We start from the raw sequence: 17,402 nt of genomic DNA on the forward strand, positions 1-17,402 counted from the left end.
ATGAAAGTTGTAACATTGTCTGAAGCTATTTCCTTGATTCATTCAGGAGATAAAGTTGGTATTTCTGGTTTTCTCGGAGTGGGAGAGCCACTTGAGTTAATTGAGGAACTGGTTCGTCAAAACCAGCAAGATTTGACCTTGGTGTCTGTTGTAACCTCTCAACCCGGTAAGGAAGTTGGAGTTGGTCGACTTTGTGAAAACCATCAGGTTACAAAGTACATTGCAGCCCATGTAGGGACATCCGCTGCTGCTCAGCATGATTATTTCTCGGGAGTCATGAAAGTGGAGTTCACTCCAATGGGAACTGTCGTAGAACGCTTGCATGCTGCGGGCGCGGGCCTTGGAGCAGTCTTAACACCAACAGGTGTAGGAACAATTCTTGAAGATGAACACGAAAAAGTGACTCGAAATGGAAAAGAATATTTGATTTATGATCCATTGAAGATTGATGTTGCCTTGATTAAAGCTACAAAGGCGGATAAGTATGGCAACCTTTATCTGGATGGGACTACTAAAAACATCTCCCTTCAACTCGCTCTAGCAGCTGACACAGTTATTGTTGAGACAAACGAATTGGTTGAAGTCGGAGAAATTGATCCAAATGATATTTACATCCCTGGTATCCTAATTGACTATGTCGTTCAAGGATTGACACCACAAGAGCATCATCAGATGATGGGAGATCTGTGGACAGAGACAAAGAAACTGGCGGGGGTGAAGTAAAATGAAAGCAAAAGAGATTATCGCAAGACGTGTAGCACTTGAATTTAAAGATGGAGATGTGGTCAATCTTGGTTTTGGGATTCCAAATGCCTCTGCTGATTACATTCCTGAAGGTGTAAATGTTATTTTACAGGCAGAAAATGGCGCTCTTCGATTTGGGGAAACACCTACCAAGGACAACTATAATGCCAATTTAGCGAACTCTGGTGGAGCTCCTATTACATTGTTGCCAGGAGCAGCCTTGTTTGATCTACAAACTTCCTTTGCCATTATTCGTGGTGGACACGTGGATGCAACCGTTCTTGGAGCTCTTGAAGTCAGCCAAGATGGAAGCATTGCGAACTGGATTATCCCAGGGAAATTTGCTCCTGGTATGGGTGGCGCAATGGACTTATTGGTAGGAGCTAAGCGCGTAATCGGGGCTATCCAACATACAACTGCTGATGGGGAATCTAAGTTGTTGAAAGAATGTACCTTGCCACTTTCAGCTAAAGGAGTATTGGATCTTGTCATCACAGAATTAGCTGTTTTTGGATTCAAAGATGGTAAATTCCTGTTGAAAGAGCTGGCTCCTGGTGTGACATTAGAAGAAGTTCTTGAAAAAACAGCTGGGGAAGTCATTGTCTCAGAAAACCTAAAAACAATGCCGATTTAAGCAAAAAAAGAGCTATTTTCTACTTAGTGTGTTATGATATAAACTAGATAGTATTGTAAGCGCTTTATATACAGCGTTAAAATGAAGTATTCGAAATGTTATTTCGATAAAAAGTCAGTAGACAACTATCAAACACTAGAATAGTTGTCTAATTGACCTACTAAAATAGTGAAGGAAAGCTAGGTGATGGGTAAGTGGATATTATCCAAATGAACTATTTCATCAATATCATAGAATGCGGATGCAACCTTTCCATTGCTGCAAAGAAGATTCACATTAGTCAATCAGCCTTGAGTCAATTTGTGACAAATTTTGAAGCAGCTGAAGGGGTTCAATTATTCAATCGCAAGAATGGAAGATTAGAAAGTTTAACAGAGGCGGGACGCAAAATTTATCGTTATGCGACCGAGATTGTGAATCGACATGAAGAAATGCTTTCCATGATCCATATAGAAGCTCAAAAGCAAAAAGGCACCATTAATTTTGGTATTCCGTCCTTGATTTTACGAGTTTATTTTGCTAGTGCCTTGCCTCATTTTCTGAAAAATAATCCTCATATCCATATCCAGGTTACGGAGGGTGGAGGGAAGGAAATTCGTCAAAAAATGGTTGATGGAGATTTGAATCTCTCTATTCTGATAGAGCCTACGAGCCTGGATGCTAAAAAATATGAACAACATATCATTCAATTGGATGAATACGTTGCTTATATGGATAAGGATCATCCGTTGGCTCAGAAAAGCTTGTTGGAATGGTCTGATATTGCTGGTTATGAATTGGCAACCTTCAACAAAACATTTACGACTTATGATTTAGTGACAGAAAAACTTCGTTCACAACGAATTGAGGCTAAATTTGCTTATCTTTCCTCTACTTGGGACTTCCTAGTTGAATCAACTCATCAGACAGATTTGATTGCCCTTTTGCCAAGGCCGGTTGAATATTTTGTGGATAAGAGTCGTTTTAAGGCGGTTAGATTCAAGGATCCGATTCCATTTAATATTTGGTTTTGTAGACCCTATAAAAACTCCTACAATGAAGTAGAGTCTTATGTGTATGAAGAATTGTTGAAAGATTATTACCAACCGTTTTCTGACAACTAAGATGAGGTGAATGCGATGACCTATAATGACGTGCTGGCGCGAGAATTGAAGGCAGACGTGAAAGTGTTGATTCGGGACTATTTCAAGTCTCGTGAGGATGAACAACAGTTCCCTAGAGAATTGCTTTATCAGTTTATTGAGCAATTTGATATCTTTTCCTTGCTTTTAGATAGTCAAGATTCTGTTTTGAGAACCGAGTTTTTGACCTTTATTCGCTTGATTTCAAAAGATTTTCCTGCTTTTTCTGCTGTTCTACTAACTCAGGCATGTTATGGTATCTATCCTATTTTACGATATGGGAGTCAGGAACAAAAATCGCGTTATGTAGAACCATTAGTAAGGGGAGAAATCTTAGCTGGCTTGGGATTTTCTGAAGGAAAATTGATGGACAGCTTGGAGGTTATTGCAACAACTGCAAGGAAAACAGAAACAGGTTGGTCTTTAACTGGGAAGAAGTCAATTGTATCAAATTGCCGCTATACAGATATTTTGTTAATCTTAGCCAAGGTTCAGGAAGCTAACGGAGAAGATGGATACGGATTTTTCATTGTTGATACGACTCGACCGGGAGTTGCTTTTGGAGATGATATTGCAAAACCTGGTTTACAGGGTTTGCCTGTGAATTCGGTAACTTTTGATCAGGTCATATTGCCAGAAGATAGTCTGCTAGGATTGACGCTAAATGGGGAAACTCAGTTAAATGATATTATCAAAAAATTACAGCTAGGATTAAGCGCAATCTCTATTGGTATCTCTGAGGGAGCTTTTGAAACAGGTCTGGCTTTTGTAAAGGTCAAAAGAAGATTTGGGAAACCATTAATCGATGCGACAGTCTATCAACATCAATTCGCAGACTTGTATACTAAGCTGTGTGCGGCTGAATCTTACTTTGCTTCCTACAAGGATAGGATGAAGGCGGATTCTCTCTTTGTATCTCAGATAAAACTTTATACGACAAAAGTAGCAATTGAGATTTCTGAGGAAATTATTAGATTAATTGGACCTCTTCAAACCTTGGATGACATCCCCATAGACCGTTATCTAAAGGATGCCAAAACGATTGAAATCTATGGAAAATCTGGGGATTCGATTCGTAAAAGAATAGCAGCCCAATGGATAAAGGAGTAAAGCATGGCAGAACTCACCTTACAGGAATATCAATTTCATGATATGAAACTGACATGGCTACGTGGAGCCGATAAATTGACGGATGCAGGGACTCTTTTTGGTCCGGTTCCGAAAGTTGTGTGGTCTCGTTACTACCCAACAAATGATGCTAATATGATGGCAGAATTGACGGATCCTATTTTGATCCAGTACAAGGGTAAAAATTACTTGATAGATGCAAGTTTTGATACAGCAAAATTATCTGATAAACAAAGGCGCAACTTAGGAATCTTAACTGAAAGTCGGGTAGAAGAAAGTTTATCTCTTTTAGGACTATCGCCTGAAGATATTGACATCGTGCTGATGACACATATGCATCATGATCATTCTGGTGGCTTGACGCGTGTGAATGATCAAGGAGAGTTGGTTTCCAAGTATCCAAACGCTAAGATTATTGTGAATGATGTCGAATGGTATGAGATGAGAAACCCTAATAATCGAACACGAGGAACTTATCTGAGAGAGAATTGGGAACCGATTCAAGATCAGGTGACGACTTTCTCAGAGTATATCAATGTCATTCCAGAAATCCAAATGATTCACACAAGTGGTCACAGCAATGGCCACAGTATTATCTTGCTCAAACAGGGGAAAGATACGATGATCCACATGGGGGACTTGATGTTATCACATGTTCATCGAAATCCTCTCTGGGTTCCAGCAGTTGATGATTATCCTATGAAATCCATTTTAGCCAAAGAGAAATGGTTGCGTCAGGCTTTTGAGAATCATTACAAGTTTTTCTTTTATCATGATCAATTTTTCGCGGTGGTAGAGTTTGACAAGGATGGGAAGGAATTTGTAGATTATGTTCTACGTTCTCGCCCCCCACTTATTCCTTTTACAGATGAGCAGGATCGTAAGCCAGATTTTTTAGGATAACAGAATATGAGGAGACAAATGTAACATTTTCTTGTTGACGGGGATATTGGTGCACTATGCATCCATTTGCCAACAAGAATCAACAGAAAATAAAAGGAGGACTCATATGTCAATTACAAAACTTTTACAGATTCAATATCCAATTTTCCAAGGGGCCATGGCTCAAATCTCCCACTATCAACTAGCAGCAGCTGTTTCTGAGGCTGGAGGATTAGGAATTATTGCGTCAGGTGGTATGACTGGAGAGCAGTTGCGAGAAGAAATTCGTGAATTGAGAAAGTTGACAGATAAGCCTTTTGGTGTCAACATTATGTTGATGATGAAAAACATCAAGGATATTGTGACTGTTATCATCGAAGAAAAGGTTCCGGTGGTAACTACAGGTGCAGGAACACCTAAGCATATCATGCCTTACTTGAAAGAAGCAGGAATCAAGGTTATTCCAGTTATTGCCAGTGTCAAGCATGCTCAAAAAATGGAAGAATTGGGAGTTGATGCTGTAATCGCTGAGGGTTCAGAAGCTGGTGGGCATATCGGAGAGACCAATACAATGGCTCTTATCCCACAAATCGTTGATGCCGTAACGATTCCAGTCATTGCTGCAGGAGGTGTGGCAGATGGTCGAGGGCTGGCTGCTGCGATTGCCCTAGGTGCACAAGGAGTTCAAATGGGAACAGTTTTTCTTGCTTCAGAAGAATGTCCAATTTCTCCAGCCTATAAAGAAGCTATTTTGGTGGCAAGTGATACAGCGACTGCGGTTACAGGTCGCATCGCGGGAGCGCCAGTTCGTTGTATTCGCAATGAGATGACAGATCACTATATTGAGTTAGAGCAGAAAGGTACAAACCGAGAGGAACTGGAAGAAATTACGATCGGTTCCCTATCTAAGGCTGTCTATGAAGGTGATACAGTTCATGGTTCAATGATGAGCGGACAAATTGCAGGTTTGGTGAAAGACATCAAACCATGTAAGTCTATTTTAGAATCAATTGTGAAACAGGCGCAAGAGCGCTTACAAGACATTCGACTAGAATTAGGTGAATAATGTAATCTAGGCGGAAGATTCTGCACTGATGTGGAAAAAGGAGAGCGAGGCATTTGCTCTCCTTTTTTATGTATGGTTTCTTTAAGAGTATCTTACTATAATAAAAGCAGTGCTTTCTCTTTAAAGGTCGCTTTTTAAGGGCATTTGTGATATAATAATGCGCAAGAGGTTTAGAATGAAAAAAAATAATTTAACTCCGAATTCTGCGATTCTACTAGGGATTGCAACTTTCGGAACCTTAACAATGCTGATTATTTTTTCACAAAATAATGTTGTAACAATCAGTGTCTTGTTTTTATTTGTACTTCTTTATCTGCTTTTATTTGTCTGGCAAAAAAAACAGTATGAAAAGAGCGAAATTGAACAAATCCAATATGTAAATCACCAAGCCGAAAATAGCTTGAGTACTTTGCTTGATCAAATGCCGGTGGGAGTCCTGAAATTAGACTTATCAAGCGGAGAAGTGGAATGGTTTAATCCCTATGCTGAGCTGATTTTGACGAATGAAGAAGGGGAAATTGATGTTGAATTAATTCAAACCATCATCAAGGCTTCTGTTGGGAATCCTGGTTCGTATGCTACCTTGGGCGAAACACGGTATGCTGTTCATATGGACAAGGCTTCGGGTGTTTTGTATTTCTTTGATGTTTCTGGGGAGTACGAAGCGACTGTCGAATTGGTAACTAGTCGTCCAGTCATTGGGGTCATCTCAGTGGATAATTACGATGATTTGGAGGATGCGACGTCTGACTCTGATATCAGCCATATCAATAGCTTTGTAGCTAATTTTGTTTCAGAATTTGCTAGTAAGTATGCTATGTTTTCTCGCCGTGTGGGGATGGATCGTTTTTATTTATTCACAGATTACACGGTACTAGAGGAATTGATGAATGATAAATTCTCCGTTATTGATAGTTTCCGAGAAGAATCAAAACAGAGACAACTAGCCCTAACCTTAAGTATGGGATTTTCGTATGGTGATGGCAACCATGAAGAAATAGGGAAAATTGCCTTGCTCAACTTGAACTTAGCGGAAGTTCGCGGTGGTGACCAGGTGGTGGTCAAGGAAAATAACGAAACCAAGAATCCAGTCTACTTCGGTGGAGGAACTGCTGCGTCTATCAAACGTACTCGTACACGTACGAGAGCCATGATGACAGCCATTTCTGATAAGATTCGAAGTGTTGACCAAGTTTTTGTAGTCGGTCATAAAAATCTAGATATGGATGCTTTGGGATCTGCTGTTGGTATGCAGTTGTTTGCAAGTAATATTATTGAGAACAGTTATGCTGTCTACGATGCAGACCATATGCCAGCAGATATCGAACGTGCTATTCAGTTCTTGAAGAAGGAAGATGTCACGAAACTTTTATCTCTTACAGATGCGATGAAGCTAGTTACAAACTGTTCATTATTGATTCTGGTGGATCATTCCAAGACGGCTTTAACCTTGTCAAAAGATTTTTATGATTTGTTCACTCAAACTATTGTTATTGACCATCATAGACGTGATCAGGATTTCCCTGAGAATGCAGTCATCACCTATATTGAAAGCGGGGCAAGTAGTGCCAGTGAGCTGGTCACAGAATTGATTCAGTTCCAAAATTCTAAGAAAAATCGTTTGAGTCGTATGCAGGCCAGTGTTTTGATGGCTGGTATGATGCTGGATACCAAGAATTTCACATCTCGCGTGACGAGCCGAACCTTTGATGTGGCTAGCTACCTGAGAACACGGGGAAGTGACAGTATTGCTATCCAGGAGATTGCTGCGACAGATTTTGAAGAGTACCGTGAGGTAAATGAACTCATTTTACAAGGTCGTAAGTTAGGTTCAGATATCTTGATTGCCCAAGCTAAGGACTCAACCACTTATGACACCGTTGTTATTAGTAAGGCTGCTGATGCTATGTTAGCTATGTCCGGCATTGAGGCTAGTTTCGTTCTGGCAAAAAATACACAAGGATTTATCTCTATCTCGGCTCGAAGTCGTAGTAAAATCAATGTGCAACGCATTATGGAAGAGCTGGGTGGTGGAGGTCACTTTAATCTAGCAGCTGCGCAAATCGAGGATATGAGTTTGTCGGAAGCGGGAGAAAAATTGACTCAACTAATCTTGGAAGAACTAAAGGAAAAGGAGAAAGAAGAATGAAAGTAATCTTTTTAGCAGATGTTAAAGGAAAAGGGAAGAAAGGCGAAATTAAGGAAATGCCAACTGGCTACGCTCAAAACTTCCTGATTAAAAAGAATTTGGCCAAGGAAGCAACTGCTCAAGCAGTGGGTGAGTTGCGTGGAAAACAAAAATCAGAAGAAAAGGCTCATGCAGAGATGATTGCTGAAGCAAAGGCCATCAAGTCCAAGCTAGAAGCTGAAGAAACAGTTGTAGAGTTTGTTGAAAAGGTTGGACCAGATGGCCGTACATTTGGTTCCATCACTAACAAGAAAATTGCAGAAGAATTGCAAAAGCAGTTTGGTATTAAGATTGACAAACGCAATATTCAAGTGCAAGCACCAATTCGAGCAGTAGGTTTGATTGATGTACCAGTGAAGATCTATCAAGATGTTACAAGTGTCATCAATCTTCGTGTAAAAGAAGGCTAAGTTTACAACTTCTTGACAAGATTGTAAAAGGAAGGAAAGTCGGATGGCAGAAGTAGAGGAACTGCGAGTTCAACCTCAGGATATTTTAGCAGAACAATCTGTTTTGGGGGCTATTTTTATAGATGAGAGTAAGCTCGTTTTTGTCCGAGAATACATTGATTCTCGTGACTTCTTTAAGTATGCTCATCGGTTGATTTTCCAAGCGATGGTAGATTTGTCGGATCGTGGGGAAGCGATTGATGCGACGACGGTTCGAACGATTTTGGATAGCCAAGGCGATCTCCAAAATATTGGTGGCCTGTCCTATCTTGTCGAAATTGTCAACTCTGTACCAACTTCAGCTAATGCAGAATATTATGCTAAAATCGTAGCCGAAAAGGCTATGCTACGTCGCTTGATTTCCAAGTTGACAGAGTCTGTCAACCAAGCCTATGAGGCTTCTAAGCCTGCAGATGAAATCATCGCTCAGGCTGAAAAGGGACTCATTGATGTTAGCGAAAATGCCAATCGTAGTGGGTTCAAGAACATCCGTGATATTCTAAATATCAACTTTGGGAACCTAGAAGTTCGGTCACAACAAACAACGGATATCACAGGTATTGCAACGGGCTACCGTGATTTGGACCATATGACGACAGGTCTGCATGAGGAGGAGTTAATTATCCTAGCGGCGCGACCAGCGGTTGGTAAGACGGCCTTTGCCTTGAACATTGCTCAGAACATTGGGACTAAGTTGGACAAGACGGTTGCCATCTTTTCACTGGAAATGGGTGCGGAAAGTCTAGTAGACCGTATGTTGGCGGCCGAAGGCTTGGTGGAGTCTCATTCTATCCGTACGGGTCAATTGACTGATGAGGAGTGGCAAAAGTATACCATTGCTCAAGGGAACCTAGCCAACGCGAGTATCTATATCGATGATACGCCAGGGATTCGGATCACGGAAATTCGCTCGCGGTCACGCAAACTGGCTCAAGAAACGGGCAATCTAGGATTGATTTTGATAGACTACCTACAGCTTATTACAGGGACTGGTCGTGAGAACCGCCAACAAGAAGTTTCTGAAATTTCTCGTCAGTTAAAAATTCTAGCCAAGGAATTGAAAGTTCCAGTCATTGCTCTTAGTCAGTTATCTCGTGGAGTGGAACAGCGTCAGGATAAGAGACCAGTCTTGTCTGATATTCGTGAATCGGGTTCTATCGAGCAGGATGCGGATATCGTAGCTTTTCTATACCGTGACGACTACTACGATCGTGCGGGTGAAGAAGAGGAAGGAATTCCAAATAACAAGGTTGAGGTTATCATCGAGAAAAACCGTAGTGGAGCTCGCGGAACGGTGGAATTGATTTTCCAAAAAGAATACAATAAATTTTCAAGTATTTCAAAGAGGGAGGCATAAGATGTCAGATGCATTTACAGATGTAGCCAAGATGAAAAAAATCAAAGAAGAAATCAAGGCACATGAGGGACAAGTCGTTGAAATGACTTTGGAAAATGGCCGTAAGCGCCAAAAAAATAGATTGGGTAAGCTAATTGAGGTTTATCCATCTCTATTTATCGTTGAATTTGGGGATGTTGAGGGAGATAAACAAGCTAATGTCTATGTTGAATCCTTCACCTACTCAGATATCTTGACAGAAAAGAACTTGATTCGCTATCTAGACCAAGAATCCTAAAATGAAGTGAGCAAAGCTCACTTTTTTCTTTTTCTTCCGAATAGTATAAACGAGGGTAACCTCGGAAATTTATATTATTAAGGAGAATGAATGACGTTTTTTAAATCAGGAGTTAAGAAGAGTAGATGTACTCAGTTGGGTGTAGGGCTGGCTACTTTGTTTGTTACGAGTACCTTTTTGTTTGGTGGGGAATCGGCTCAGGCCGACAGTGTAGCGCGTGGAGATGACTATCCGCTTCACTACAAAAATGGTAGTGTTGAAATCGATCAGTGGCGGATGTATTCTCGCCAGTGTACCTCTTTTGCGGCCTTTCGTTTGAGTAGTGTAAATGGCTTTGAGATTCCTCCTGCTTACGGAAATGCAAATGAGTGGGGACATCGTGCAAGGCGAGAAGGCTACCGTGTGGATACTAAGCCAGAAGTTGGAGCTATTGCATGGTCGACAGAAGGTTATTATGGGCACGTGGCCTGGGTATCAAATGTGTCAGGGGATACGATTGAAATCGAAGAGTATAACTACGGGGTTCGAGAAAAATATAACCGTCGAAAAGTTAAGGCTAGTTCGATGACAGGTTTTATTCATTTCAGGGATTTATCCGCTAGCCATAGTGCGAGTGAAAATGCTCGTAGCTCAGAGCTTCCGTCTAGTGGGACAATAGTATTCACGGGGAAATCGCCGATTATGGACCAACCGTCAAGTACAGGACAGGTTATTGATTACTATTATGCTGGTGAGAGTGTGAGTTATGATCAAGTTCTTGAAAAGGATGGTTATAAGTGGCTCGGCTATCTATCCTACAGTGGTGCTAGAAGATATGTGCAGTATGCAGAGCTAAGCAATACAGAGAAAGGCTGGAAAAAAGAAGGAGGGAGTTGGTATTACCGAGAGAATGGTAAGCTAGCGACTGGATGGAAAAAGGTCAATGGCAATTGGTATCATTTAAAAGAAAATGGGGTCATGTCAACTGGCTGGATTAAGGATGGCTCTTACTGGTATTATCTAAAGGCTTCAGGTGAGATGCAGACGGGATGGCTTAAGGAAAATGGAACATGGTATTATTTGGAGAGTTCAGGGGCTATGAAGTCTAGCCAGTGGTTCCAAGTAGGAGGAAAGTATTACTACGTTAATGCTTCAGGGGCTTTAGCAGTGAATACCACTGTGGATGGCTATCAAGTAGATAGTAACGGAGCTAGAATCTAGAAAGAATATAAAAAAGAGGACTTCATTACCATTTGCCTATTCTTTCCGATGGTATTTTTCCCCTCTTTCCTTTATAATGGGTGTATGGACAAGAAAAGATTATTATTAATTGATGGATCTTCTGTTGCCTTTCGAGCTTTTTTTGCGCTCTATCAGCAGCTGGATCGGTTTAAAAATGCTAATGGCCTTCATACCAATGCAATCTATGGCTTTCAACTCATGTTGAATCACGTCTTGGAGCGTGTTGAGCCCAGTCATGTTTTGGTAGCTTTTGATGCAGGTAAGACGACTTTCCGTACAGAGATGTATGCAGACTACAAGGGTGGTCGTGCTAAAACTCCAGATGAGTTTCGTGAGCAATTTCCCTTCATTCGTGAGTTGCTAGATCATCTTGGGATTCGCCACTATGAGTTGGCCCAGTATGAAGCAGATGATATCATCGGGACCCTAGGTCGCTTGGCTGAGAAGGATTCTTTTGAAGTGACTATTGTCAGCGGAGACAAGGACTTGATCCAGTTGACGGATGAGCATACAGTGGTTGAGATTTCCAAGAAAGGTGTGGCTGAGTTTGAGGCCTTTACACCAGATTACCTTATGGAAAAGATGGGCATTACCCCAGCTCAGTTTATCGATCTCAAGGCCCTGATGGGAGACAAATCAGATAATATCCCAGGCGTCACTAAGATTGGTGAAAAGACGGGTATCAAGCTCTTACTAGAACACGGCTCGCTAGAGGGTATTTATGAAAATATCGATGGGATGAAGTCCTCTAAGATGAAGGAAAATCTCATCAACGATAAGGAACAAGCCTTCCTGTCTAAAACCTTGGCGACCATTGAGACTCAGGCACCAATTGAGATTGGCCTTGATGATTTGGTCTATAATGGCCCAGATGTGGAAAACCTCGGGAAATTCTACGATGAGATGGGTTTCAAACAGCTCAAACAAGCTCTAAATGTTTCGTCGAAGGATGCGCCTGAGAGCTTGGATTTCACTATCGTTGACCACGTCAGTCAAGACATGCTGAGTGCGGATTCTATCTTCCACTTTGAACTTTTTGGTGAGAATTACCATACAGATGACTTGGTTGGTTTTGCCTGGTCCTGTGGGGATAAACTTTACGCCACAGATAAACTTGAGCTCTTGCAAGAGCCGATTTTTAAGGAATTTTTAGAAAAAACAGCTCTGAAAGTGTATGACTTTAAGAAAGCGAAGGTTCTTTTAAATCGCTTGGGCTTGAACCTGCAGGCACCTGCTTTTGACAGCCGTTTGGCAAAATACTTACTCTCAACAGTCGAGAACAATGAAATTTCAACTATTGCGAATCTCTATGGCCAGACTTATTTGGCTGATGATGAGACCTTTTACGGCAAGGGGGTCAAGAAGGCAATTCCTGAACGGGAAAAATTCTTGGAACACCTAGCTCGCAAGGTTGCTGTATTGGTTGAGACAGAGCTGGTTTTACTTGAAAAACTCAGTGAACATGGACAGTTAGATCTCCTCTATGACATGGAGCAACCTCTGGCTTTTGTCCTTGCTAAGATGGAAATTGCTGGTATCAAGGTCAAAAAAGAAACTCTGCTTGAGATGCAAGCTGAAAATGAGGTCGTCATTGAGCAACTTACCCAAGAGATTTATGAGCTAGCTGGTGAAGAGTTTAATATCAACTCGCCTAAGCAGTTGGGCGTGCTTCTCTTTGAAAAGCTCGGTCTTCCTCTGGAATATACCAAGAAAACCAAGACAGGTTACTCGACAGCGGTGGATGTGCTAGAGCGTCTAGCTCCTATTGCACCAATCGTCAAGAAAATTCTCGATTATCGTCAGATTGCTAAGATTCAATCGACTTACGTGGTTGGCTTGCAGGATTGGATTTTAGATGATGGCAAGATTCACACGCGCTATGTGCAAGATTTGACTCAGACCGGACGTCTGTCTAGTGTGGATCCAAACTTGCAAAATATTCCTGTACGTTTGGAACAAGGTCGCCTTATTCGTAAGGCTTTTGTGCCAGAGTGGGAGGATAGTGTACTACTCAGTTCGGACTATTCACAGATTGAGTTGCGAGTTTTGGCGCATATCTCTAAGGATGAGCACTTAATCAAAGCCTTCCAAGAAGGAGCAGATATCCATACCTCGACGGCCATGCGTGTCTTTGGAATTGAACGCCCTGAAGATGTGACTCCAAACGACCGTCGTAATGCTAAGGCGGTTAACTTCGGAGTGGTTTACGGAATTTCAGATTTTGGCTTGTCTAATAATCTAGGCATCAGCCGTAAGGAAGCAAAAGCCTACATTGACACTTACTTTGAACGCTTCCCAGGTATTAAAAACTACATGGATGAGGTGGTGCGTGAGGCGCGTGATAAGGGCTATGTAGAAACTCTCTTCAAGCGTCGTCGTGAGTTGCCAGATATTAATTCGCGCAACTTCAACATTCGTGGTTTTGCAGAGCGGACTGCCATCAACTCTCCTATCCAGGGTTCAGCAGCAGATATTCTCAAGATTGCTATGATCCAGCTAGACAAGGCTTTGGTAGAAGGTGGCTATCAGACCAAGATGCTCTTGCAAGTGCATGATGAAATCGTCCTCGAGGTTCCGAAATCAGAACTAGCAGCCGTCAAAGCTCTAGTGAAACAAACCATGGAAGAAGCCATCCAAATCAGTGTTCCCCTGATCGCTGATGAGAATGAAGGAGCAACTTGGTACGAGGCTAAATAAGAAAGATATGATGGAGTTTGAAGTACTTGCCTTCAAACTCTTTTTCATGATTTTCTGTAAGCAGTTTCCTTGACTTTTCCTTGTATTTGCGTTACTATATGTCCATATAAGATATGGGAGTCTGTGTACAGTCTGAGAGGAAGTGTTAAACTTCGACCGCACCTGATCTGGGTAATGCCAGCGTAGGGAACGATACTTAGCCGAATTCTGCACCTTTTCCATATATGGAAGGGGTTTTCTTTTTGTCAAAAGGAAACCTGAGAAAAGGAGGTTTTTATGAAAGCAAGCATTGCCTTGCAAGTCTTGCCCCTATCACAGGGGATTGATCGAATTGCTATTATCGATCAGGTTATTACCTATCTGCAAGCTCAGTCCGTGACCATGGTGGTGACACCATTTGAAACGGTCTTGGAAGGGGAGTTTGATGAGCTCATGCGCATTCTCAAAGAAGCGCTTGAAGTGGCTGGGCAGGAGGCAGATAATGTCTTTGCCAATGTCAAAATAAATGTAGGAGAGATTTTAAGCATCGATGAGAAACTTGAAAAGTATACTGAGACGACACATTAGTCTATTGGGCTTTCTAGGAGTCTTGTCGGTCTGGCAGTTAGCGGGAATATTCAAACTTTTACCCAAGTTTATCCTGCCAACTCCTCTTGAGATTCTCCAGTCCTTTGTTCGTGACAGAGAATTTCTCTGGCACCATAGTTGGGCGACCTTGAGAGTGGCTTTACTCGGTCTAGTGCTGGGTGTCTTGATTGCCTGTCTCATGGCTGTGCTCATGGATAGTCTGACTTGGCTTAATGATCTGATTTACCCTATGATGGTGGTTATCCAGACCATTCCGACCATTGCGATAGCTCCTATCTTGGTCTTGTGGCTAGGTTATGGGATTTTGCCCAAGATTGTCTTGATTATTCTGACGACAACCTTCCCTATCATTGTCAGTATCTTGGACGGTTTTAGACATTGTGACAAGGATATGCTGACCTTGTTTAGTCTGATGCGTGCAAACCCTTGGCAAATCCTGTGGCATTTTAAAATTCCGGTTAGCCTGCCTTACTTTTATGCAGGTCTGAGAGTCAGTGTCTCCTACGCCTTTATCACAACCGTGGTATCTGAGTGGTTGGGAGGTTTTGAGGGTCTTGGTGTTTATATGATTCAGTCAAAAAAACTGTTTCAGTATGATACCATGTTTGCAATTATTATTCTGGTATCGCTTATCAGTCTTCTAGGGATGAAGTTGGTCGATATCAGTGAGAAATATGTGATTAAATGGAAACGTCCATAGAAGACGTTTGAGAAAAAGAAAAGAGGAAATGAAAATGAAGAAAACATGGGAAGTGTTTTTAACGATTGTAACAGTTCTTGTAGCTGTCGTGCTTGTGGCTTGTAGACAAGAAACTGTTTCTAAGGACAGCAACAAAGAGGCAGAAGTCAAGAAGATTGACTTTATCCTAGACTGGACGCCAAATACCAACCACACAGGACTTTATGTAGCAAAGGAAAAAGGCTATTTCAAAGAAGCTGGAGTGGATGTTGACTTGAAATTGCCACCAGAAGAAAGCTCATCTGACTTGGTGATCAATGGCAAGGCACCATTTGCTATCTATTTCCAAGACTACATGGCTAAAAAGTTGGAAAAAGGGGCAGGTATCACTGCCGTTGCCGCTATCGTTGAGCACAATACATCAGGAATCATCTCTCGTAAGTCTGACAATGTCACCAGTCCAAAAGACTTGGTTGGTAAGAAATACGGAACTTGGAATGACCCAACGGAACTGGCTATGTTGAAAACCTTGGTAGAATCTCAAGGTGGAGACTTTGAGAAGGTCGAAAAAGTACCAAACAACGACTCAAACTCAATCACACCGATTGCCAATGGTGTCTTTGACACTGCTTGGATCTACTACGGTTGGGACGGTATCCTTGCTAAATCTCAAGGCGTAGATGCTAACTTCATGTACTTGAAAGACTACGTTAAAGAGTTTGATTACTACTCACCAGTCATCATCGCCAACAACGACTATTTGAAAGATAACAAAGAAGAAGCTCGTAAAGTCATCCAAGCCATCAAAAAAGGCTACCAATACGCTATGGAACACCCAGAAGAAGCTGCAGATATCCTCATCAAGAATGCCCCTGAACTCAAGGAAAAACGTGACTTTGTCATCGAATCTCAAAAATACTTGTCAAAAGAATACGCAAGCGACAAGGAAAAATGGGGACAATTTGACGCAAACCGTTGGAATGCCTTCTACAAATGGGATAAAGAAAATGGCATCCTTAAAGAAGACTTGACTGATAAAGGCTTCACTAACGAATTTGTAAAATAATGACAGAAATTAGACTAGAACAGGTAAGCTATGCCTACGACAATGAAAAGATTTTAGAGGATATCAACTTGCAGGTCACTTCAGGTGAAGTAGTTTCTATCCTAGGGCCCAGTGGTGTTGGAAAGACCACCCTCTTTAACCTAATCGCTGGGATTTTAGAAGTCCAGTCTGGGCGAATTGTCCTTGATGGCGAAGAAAATCCCAAGGGGCGCGTGAGTTATATGTTACAAAAGGATCTCCTTTTGGAGCACAAGACGGTGCTTGGCAATATCATACTGCCCCTCTTGATTCAAAAGGTGGATAAGGCGGAGGCCATTGCCCAAGCAGATGAAATCCTTGCGACCTTCCAGCTGACAGCTGTACGGGATAAGTATCCTCACGAACTCAGCGGAGGGATGCGCCAGCGTGTAGCCTTGCTCCGGACCTACCTTTTCGGGCACAAGCTCTTTCTCTTGGATGAGGCCTTTAGCGCCTTGGATGAGATGACCAAGATGGAACTCCACGCTTGGTATCTGGAGATTCACAAACAGTTGCAGCTGACGACCTTGATTATCACCCACAGTATCGAGGAGGCCCTCAACCTTAGCGACCGCATCTATATTCTAAAAAATCGGCCGGGCCAGATCGTTTCTGAAGTCAAACTAGATTGGTCTGAAGGTGAGGACAAGGAAGTTCAAAAAATTGCCTATAAACGACAAATATTGGCGGAATTGGGATTAAATACTTAGAAAAATAGGGAGTCGGTGAAGATTATTCTTTACTTGCTCCCTTTTCCTTTTAAAAAATCAAAAATTTCGGTATAATAGTCAAAGATAGTCAAGGTTCAAAGAAGGAGTTTGATTTACTATGAGATTTAAAAATACATCAGATCATATCGAAGCCTATATCAAGGCAATTTTAGACCAGTCTGGTATCGTGGAATTGCAGCGGAGTCAGTTGGCGGATACCTTTCAGGTTGTGCCAAGTCAGATCAACTATGTCATCAAGACACGTTTTACGGAAAGTAGAGGTTACTTGGTTGAGAGCAAGCGAGGTGGTGGAGGCTACATTCGCATTGGGCGGATTGAGTTTTCCAGTCATCATGAGATGCTCCGCGATTTGCTTTACTCGATTGGTGAGCGAGTTAGTCAGGAGATTTATGAGGATATTCTCCAGCTTTTGGTGGAGCAGGACTTGATGACCAAGCAGGAAATGACCTTGCTGACTTCAGTAGCAACAGATCGTGTCCTAGGGGAGGAATCCTCAGTTGTCCGTGCCAATATGCTCCGGCAGCTATTACAAGAGGTAGATAGAAAAGAGAAGTAA

The 17,402-nt window shown here is 41.9% G+C and carries 17 protein-coding genes and 1 riboswitch; all 17 genes read left to right on the forward strand.

Going from position 1 to position 17,402, the window contains the following annotated elements; translation table 11 throughout:
• The 17 genes from PG086_RS00270 to PG086_RS00350 all read left to right on the forward strand — a co-directional run bounded on the left by PG086_RS00270 (position 1) and on the right by PG086_RS00350 (position 17,402).
• The gene (locus PG086_RS00270; RefSeq protein WP_270747110.1) at positions 1–723 is read left to right on the forward strand and encodes a CoA transferase subunit A; all 723 of its coding nucleotides are present in this window, start codon (positions 1–3) and stop codon (positions 721–723) included.
• 1 nt (position 724) lies between these two features.
• A complete protein-coding gene (locus PG086_RS00275; protein WP_270747112.1) occupies positions 725–1,378 on the forward strand; it encodes a 3-oxoacid CoA-transferase subunit B in 654 nt (217 codons plus the stop codon).
• Between the two features lie 194 nt (positions 1,379–1,572).
• Positions 1,573–2,481, forward strand: coding sequence for a LysR family transcriptional regulator (locus PG086_RS00280; protein ID WP_000351428.1), 909 nt, complete (start codon positions 1,573–1,575; stop codon positions 2,479–2,481).
• 15 nt (positions 2,482–2,496) lie between these two features.
• Positions 2,497–3,609 (forward strand): acyl-CoA dehydrogenase family protein, encoded by a 1,113-nt coding sequence (locus PG086_RS00285; protein ID WP_084853113.1) that lies wholly within the window; start codon positions 2,497–2,499, stop codon positions 3,607–3,609.
• 3 nt (positions 3,610–3,612) lie between these two features.
• On the forward strand, positions 3,613–4,530 hold the full coding sequence (locus tag PG086_RS00290) for an MBL fold metallo-hydrolase (protein ID WP_270747113.1): 918 nt from the start codon (positions 3,613–3,615) through the stop codon (positions 4,528–4,530).
• 64 nt (positions 4,531–4,594) lie between these two features.
• Complete coding sequence (locus PG086_RS00295) at positions 4,595–5,575, forward strand: nitronate monooxygenase (protein ID WP_270748231.1); 981 nt, start codon at positions 4,595–4,597, stop codon at positions 5,573–5,575.
• 175 nt (positions 5,576–5,750) lie between these two features.
• On the forward strand, positions 5,751–7,724 hold the full coding sequence (locus tag PG086_RS00300; protein WP_270747114.1) for a DHH family phosphoesterase: 1,974 nt from the start codon (positions 5,751–5,753) through the stop codon (positions 7,722–7,724).
• A complete protein-coding gene (rplI, locus tag PG086_RS00305) occupies positions 7,721–8,173 on the forward strand; it encodes a 50S ribosomal protein L9 (protein ID WP_270747115.1) in 453 nt (150 codons plus the stop codon). Before PG086_RS00300 ends, rplI begins: the two co-directional genes overlap by 4 nt.
• A 43-nt stretch (positions 8,174–8,216) precedes the next feature.
• A complete protein-coding gene (dnaB, locus tag PG086_RS00310) occupies positions 8,217–9,569 on the forward strand; it encodes a replicative DNA helicase (RefSeq protein ID WP_000852476.1) in 1,353 nt (450 codons plus the stop codon).
• A 1-nt stretch (position 9,570) separates the two neighbouring features.
• The gene (locus tag PG086_RS00315) at positions 9,571–9,846 is read left to right on the forward strand and encodes a Veg family protein (protein WP_001278166.1); all 276 of its coding nucleotides are present in this window, start codon (positions 9,571–9,573) and stop codon (positions 9,844–9,846) included.
• A 90-nt stretch (positions 9,847–9,936) separates the two neighbouring features.
• Positions 9,937–11,046 carry a CHAP domain-containing protein gene (locus tag PG086_RS00320; protein WP_270747118.1) on the forward strand — a complete coding sequence of 370 codons (1,110 nt, stop codon included), beginning with the start codon at positions 9,937–9,939 and terminating at the stop codon, positions 11,044–11,046.
• An 84-nt stretch (positions 11,047–11,130) separates the two neighbouring features.
• Complete coding sequence (gene polA, locus PG086_RS00325; RefSeq protein ID WP_270747120.1) at positions 11,131–13,764, forward strand: DNA polymerase I; 2,634 nt, start codon at positions 11,131–11,133, stop codon at positions 13,762–13,764.
• A 103-nt stretch (positions 13,765–13,867) separates the two neighbouring features.
• Positions 13,868–13,970: riboswitch (TPP riboswitch) on the forward strand.
• A 70-nt stretch (positions 13,971–14,040) separates the two neighbouring features.
• Positions 14,041–14,331 (forward strand): thiamine-binding protein, encoded by a 291-nt coding sequence (locus PG086_RS00330; RefSeq protein ID WP_247940450.1) that lies wholly within the window; start codon positions 14,041–14,043, stop codon positions 14,329–14,331.
• Positions 14,294–15,052 carry an ABC transporter permease gene (locus PG086_RS00335; RefSeq protein ID WP_270747122.1) on the forward strand — a complete coding sequence of 253 codons (759 nt, stop codon included), beginning with the start codon at positions 14,294–14,296 and terminating at the stop codon, positions 15,050–15,052. Before PG086_RS00330 ends, PG086_RS00335 begins: the two co-directional genes overlap by 38 nt.
• A gap of 34 nt (positions 15,053–15,086) precedes the next feature.
• The gene (locus PG086_RS00340; protein WP_270747123.1) at positions 15,087–16,097 is read left to right on the forward strand and encodes an ABC transporter substrate-binding protein; all 1,011 of its coding nucleotides are present in this window, start codon (positions 15,087–15,089) and stop codon (positions 16,095–16,097) included.
• Positions 16,097–16,825 (forward strand): ABC transporter ATP-binding protein, encoded by a 729-nt coding sequence (locus tag PG086_RS00345; protein WP_270747124.1) that lies wholly within the window; start codon positions 16,097–16,099, stop codon positions 16,823–16,825. Before PG086_RS00340 ends, PG086_RS00345 begins: the two co-directional genes overlap by 1 nt.
• 118 nt (positions 16,826–16,943) lie before the next feature.
• On the forward strand, positions 16,944–17,402 hold the full coding sequence (locus PG086_RS00350; protein ID WP_001211263.1) for a CtsR family transcriptional regulator: 459 nt from the start codon (positions 16,944–16,946) through the stop codon (positions 17,400–17,402).

The organism is Streptococcus halitosis, from assembly GCF_027691175.1.
GTDB classification, from domain to species: domain Bacteria; phylum Bacillota; class Bacilli; order Lactobacillales; family Streptococcaceae; genus Streptococcus; species Streptococcus halitosis_A.

Coding starts and splice junctions, on each gene's coding strand:
- PG086_RS00270 (WP_270747110.1), top strand. CDS start 1: ATGAAAGTTGTAACATTGTCTGAAGCTATTTCCTTGATTCATTCAGGA.
- PG086_RS00275 (WP_270747112.1), top strand. CDS start 725: ATGAAAGCAAAAGAGATTATCGCAAGACGTGTAGCACTTGAATTTAAA.
- PG086_RS00285 (WP_084853113.1), top strand. CDS start 2,497: ATGACCTATAATGACGTGCTGGCGCGAGAATTGAAGGCAGACGTGAAA.
- PG086_RS00290 (WP_270747113.1), top strand. CDS start 3,613: ATGGCAGAACTCACCTTACAGGAATATCAATTTCATGATATGAAACTG.
- PG086_RS00300 (WP_270747114.1), top strand. CDS start 5,751: ATGAAAAAAAATAATTTAACTCCGAATTCTGCGATTCTACTAGGGATT.
- rplI (WP_270747115.1), top strand. CDS start 7,721: ATGAAAGTAATCTTTTTAGCAGATGTTAAAGGAAAAGGGAAGAAAGGC.
- dnaB (WP_000852476.1), top strand. CDS start 8,217: ATGGCAGAAGTAGAGGAACTGCGAGTTCAACCTCAGGATATTTTAGCA.
- PG086_RS00315 (WP_001278166.1), top strand. CDS start 9,571: ATGTCAGATGCATTTACAGATGTAGCCAAGATGAAAAAAATCAAAGAA.
- PG086_RS00320 (WP_270747118.1), top strand. CDS start 9,937: ATGACGTTTTTTAAATCAGGAGTTAAGAAGAGTAGATGTACTCAGTTG.
- polA (WP_270747120.1), top strand. CDS start 11,131: ATGGACAAGAAAAGATTATTATTAATTGATGGATCTTCTGTTGCCTTT.
- PG086_RS00330 (WP_247940450.1), top strand. CDS start 14,041: ATGAAAGCAAGCATTGCCTTGCAAGTCTTGCCCCTATCACAGGGGATT.
- PG086_RS00335 (WP_270747122.1), top strand. CDS start 14,294: ATGAGAAACTTGAAAAGTATACTGAGACGACACATTAGTCTATTGGGC.
- PG086_RS00340 (WP_270747123.1), top strand. CDS start 15,087: ATGAAGAAAACATGGGAAGTGTTTTTAACGATTGTAACAGTTCTTGTA.
- PG086_RS00345 (WP_270747124.1), top strand. CDS start 16,097: ATGACAGAAATTAGACTAGAACAGGTAAGCTATGCCTACGACAATGAA.
- PG086_RS00350 (WP_001211263.1), top strand. CDS start 16,944: ATGAGATTTAAAAATACATCAGATCATATCGAAGCCTATATCAAGGCA.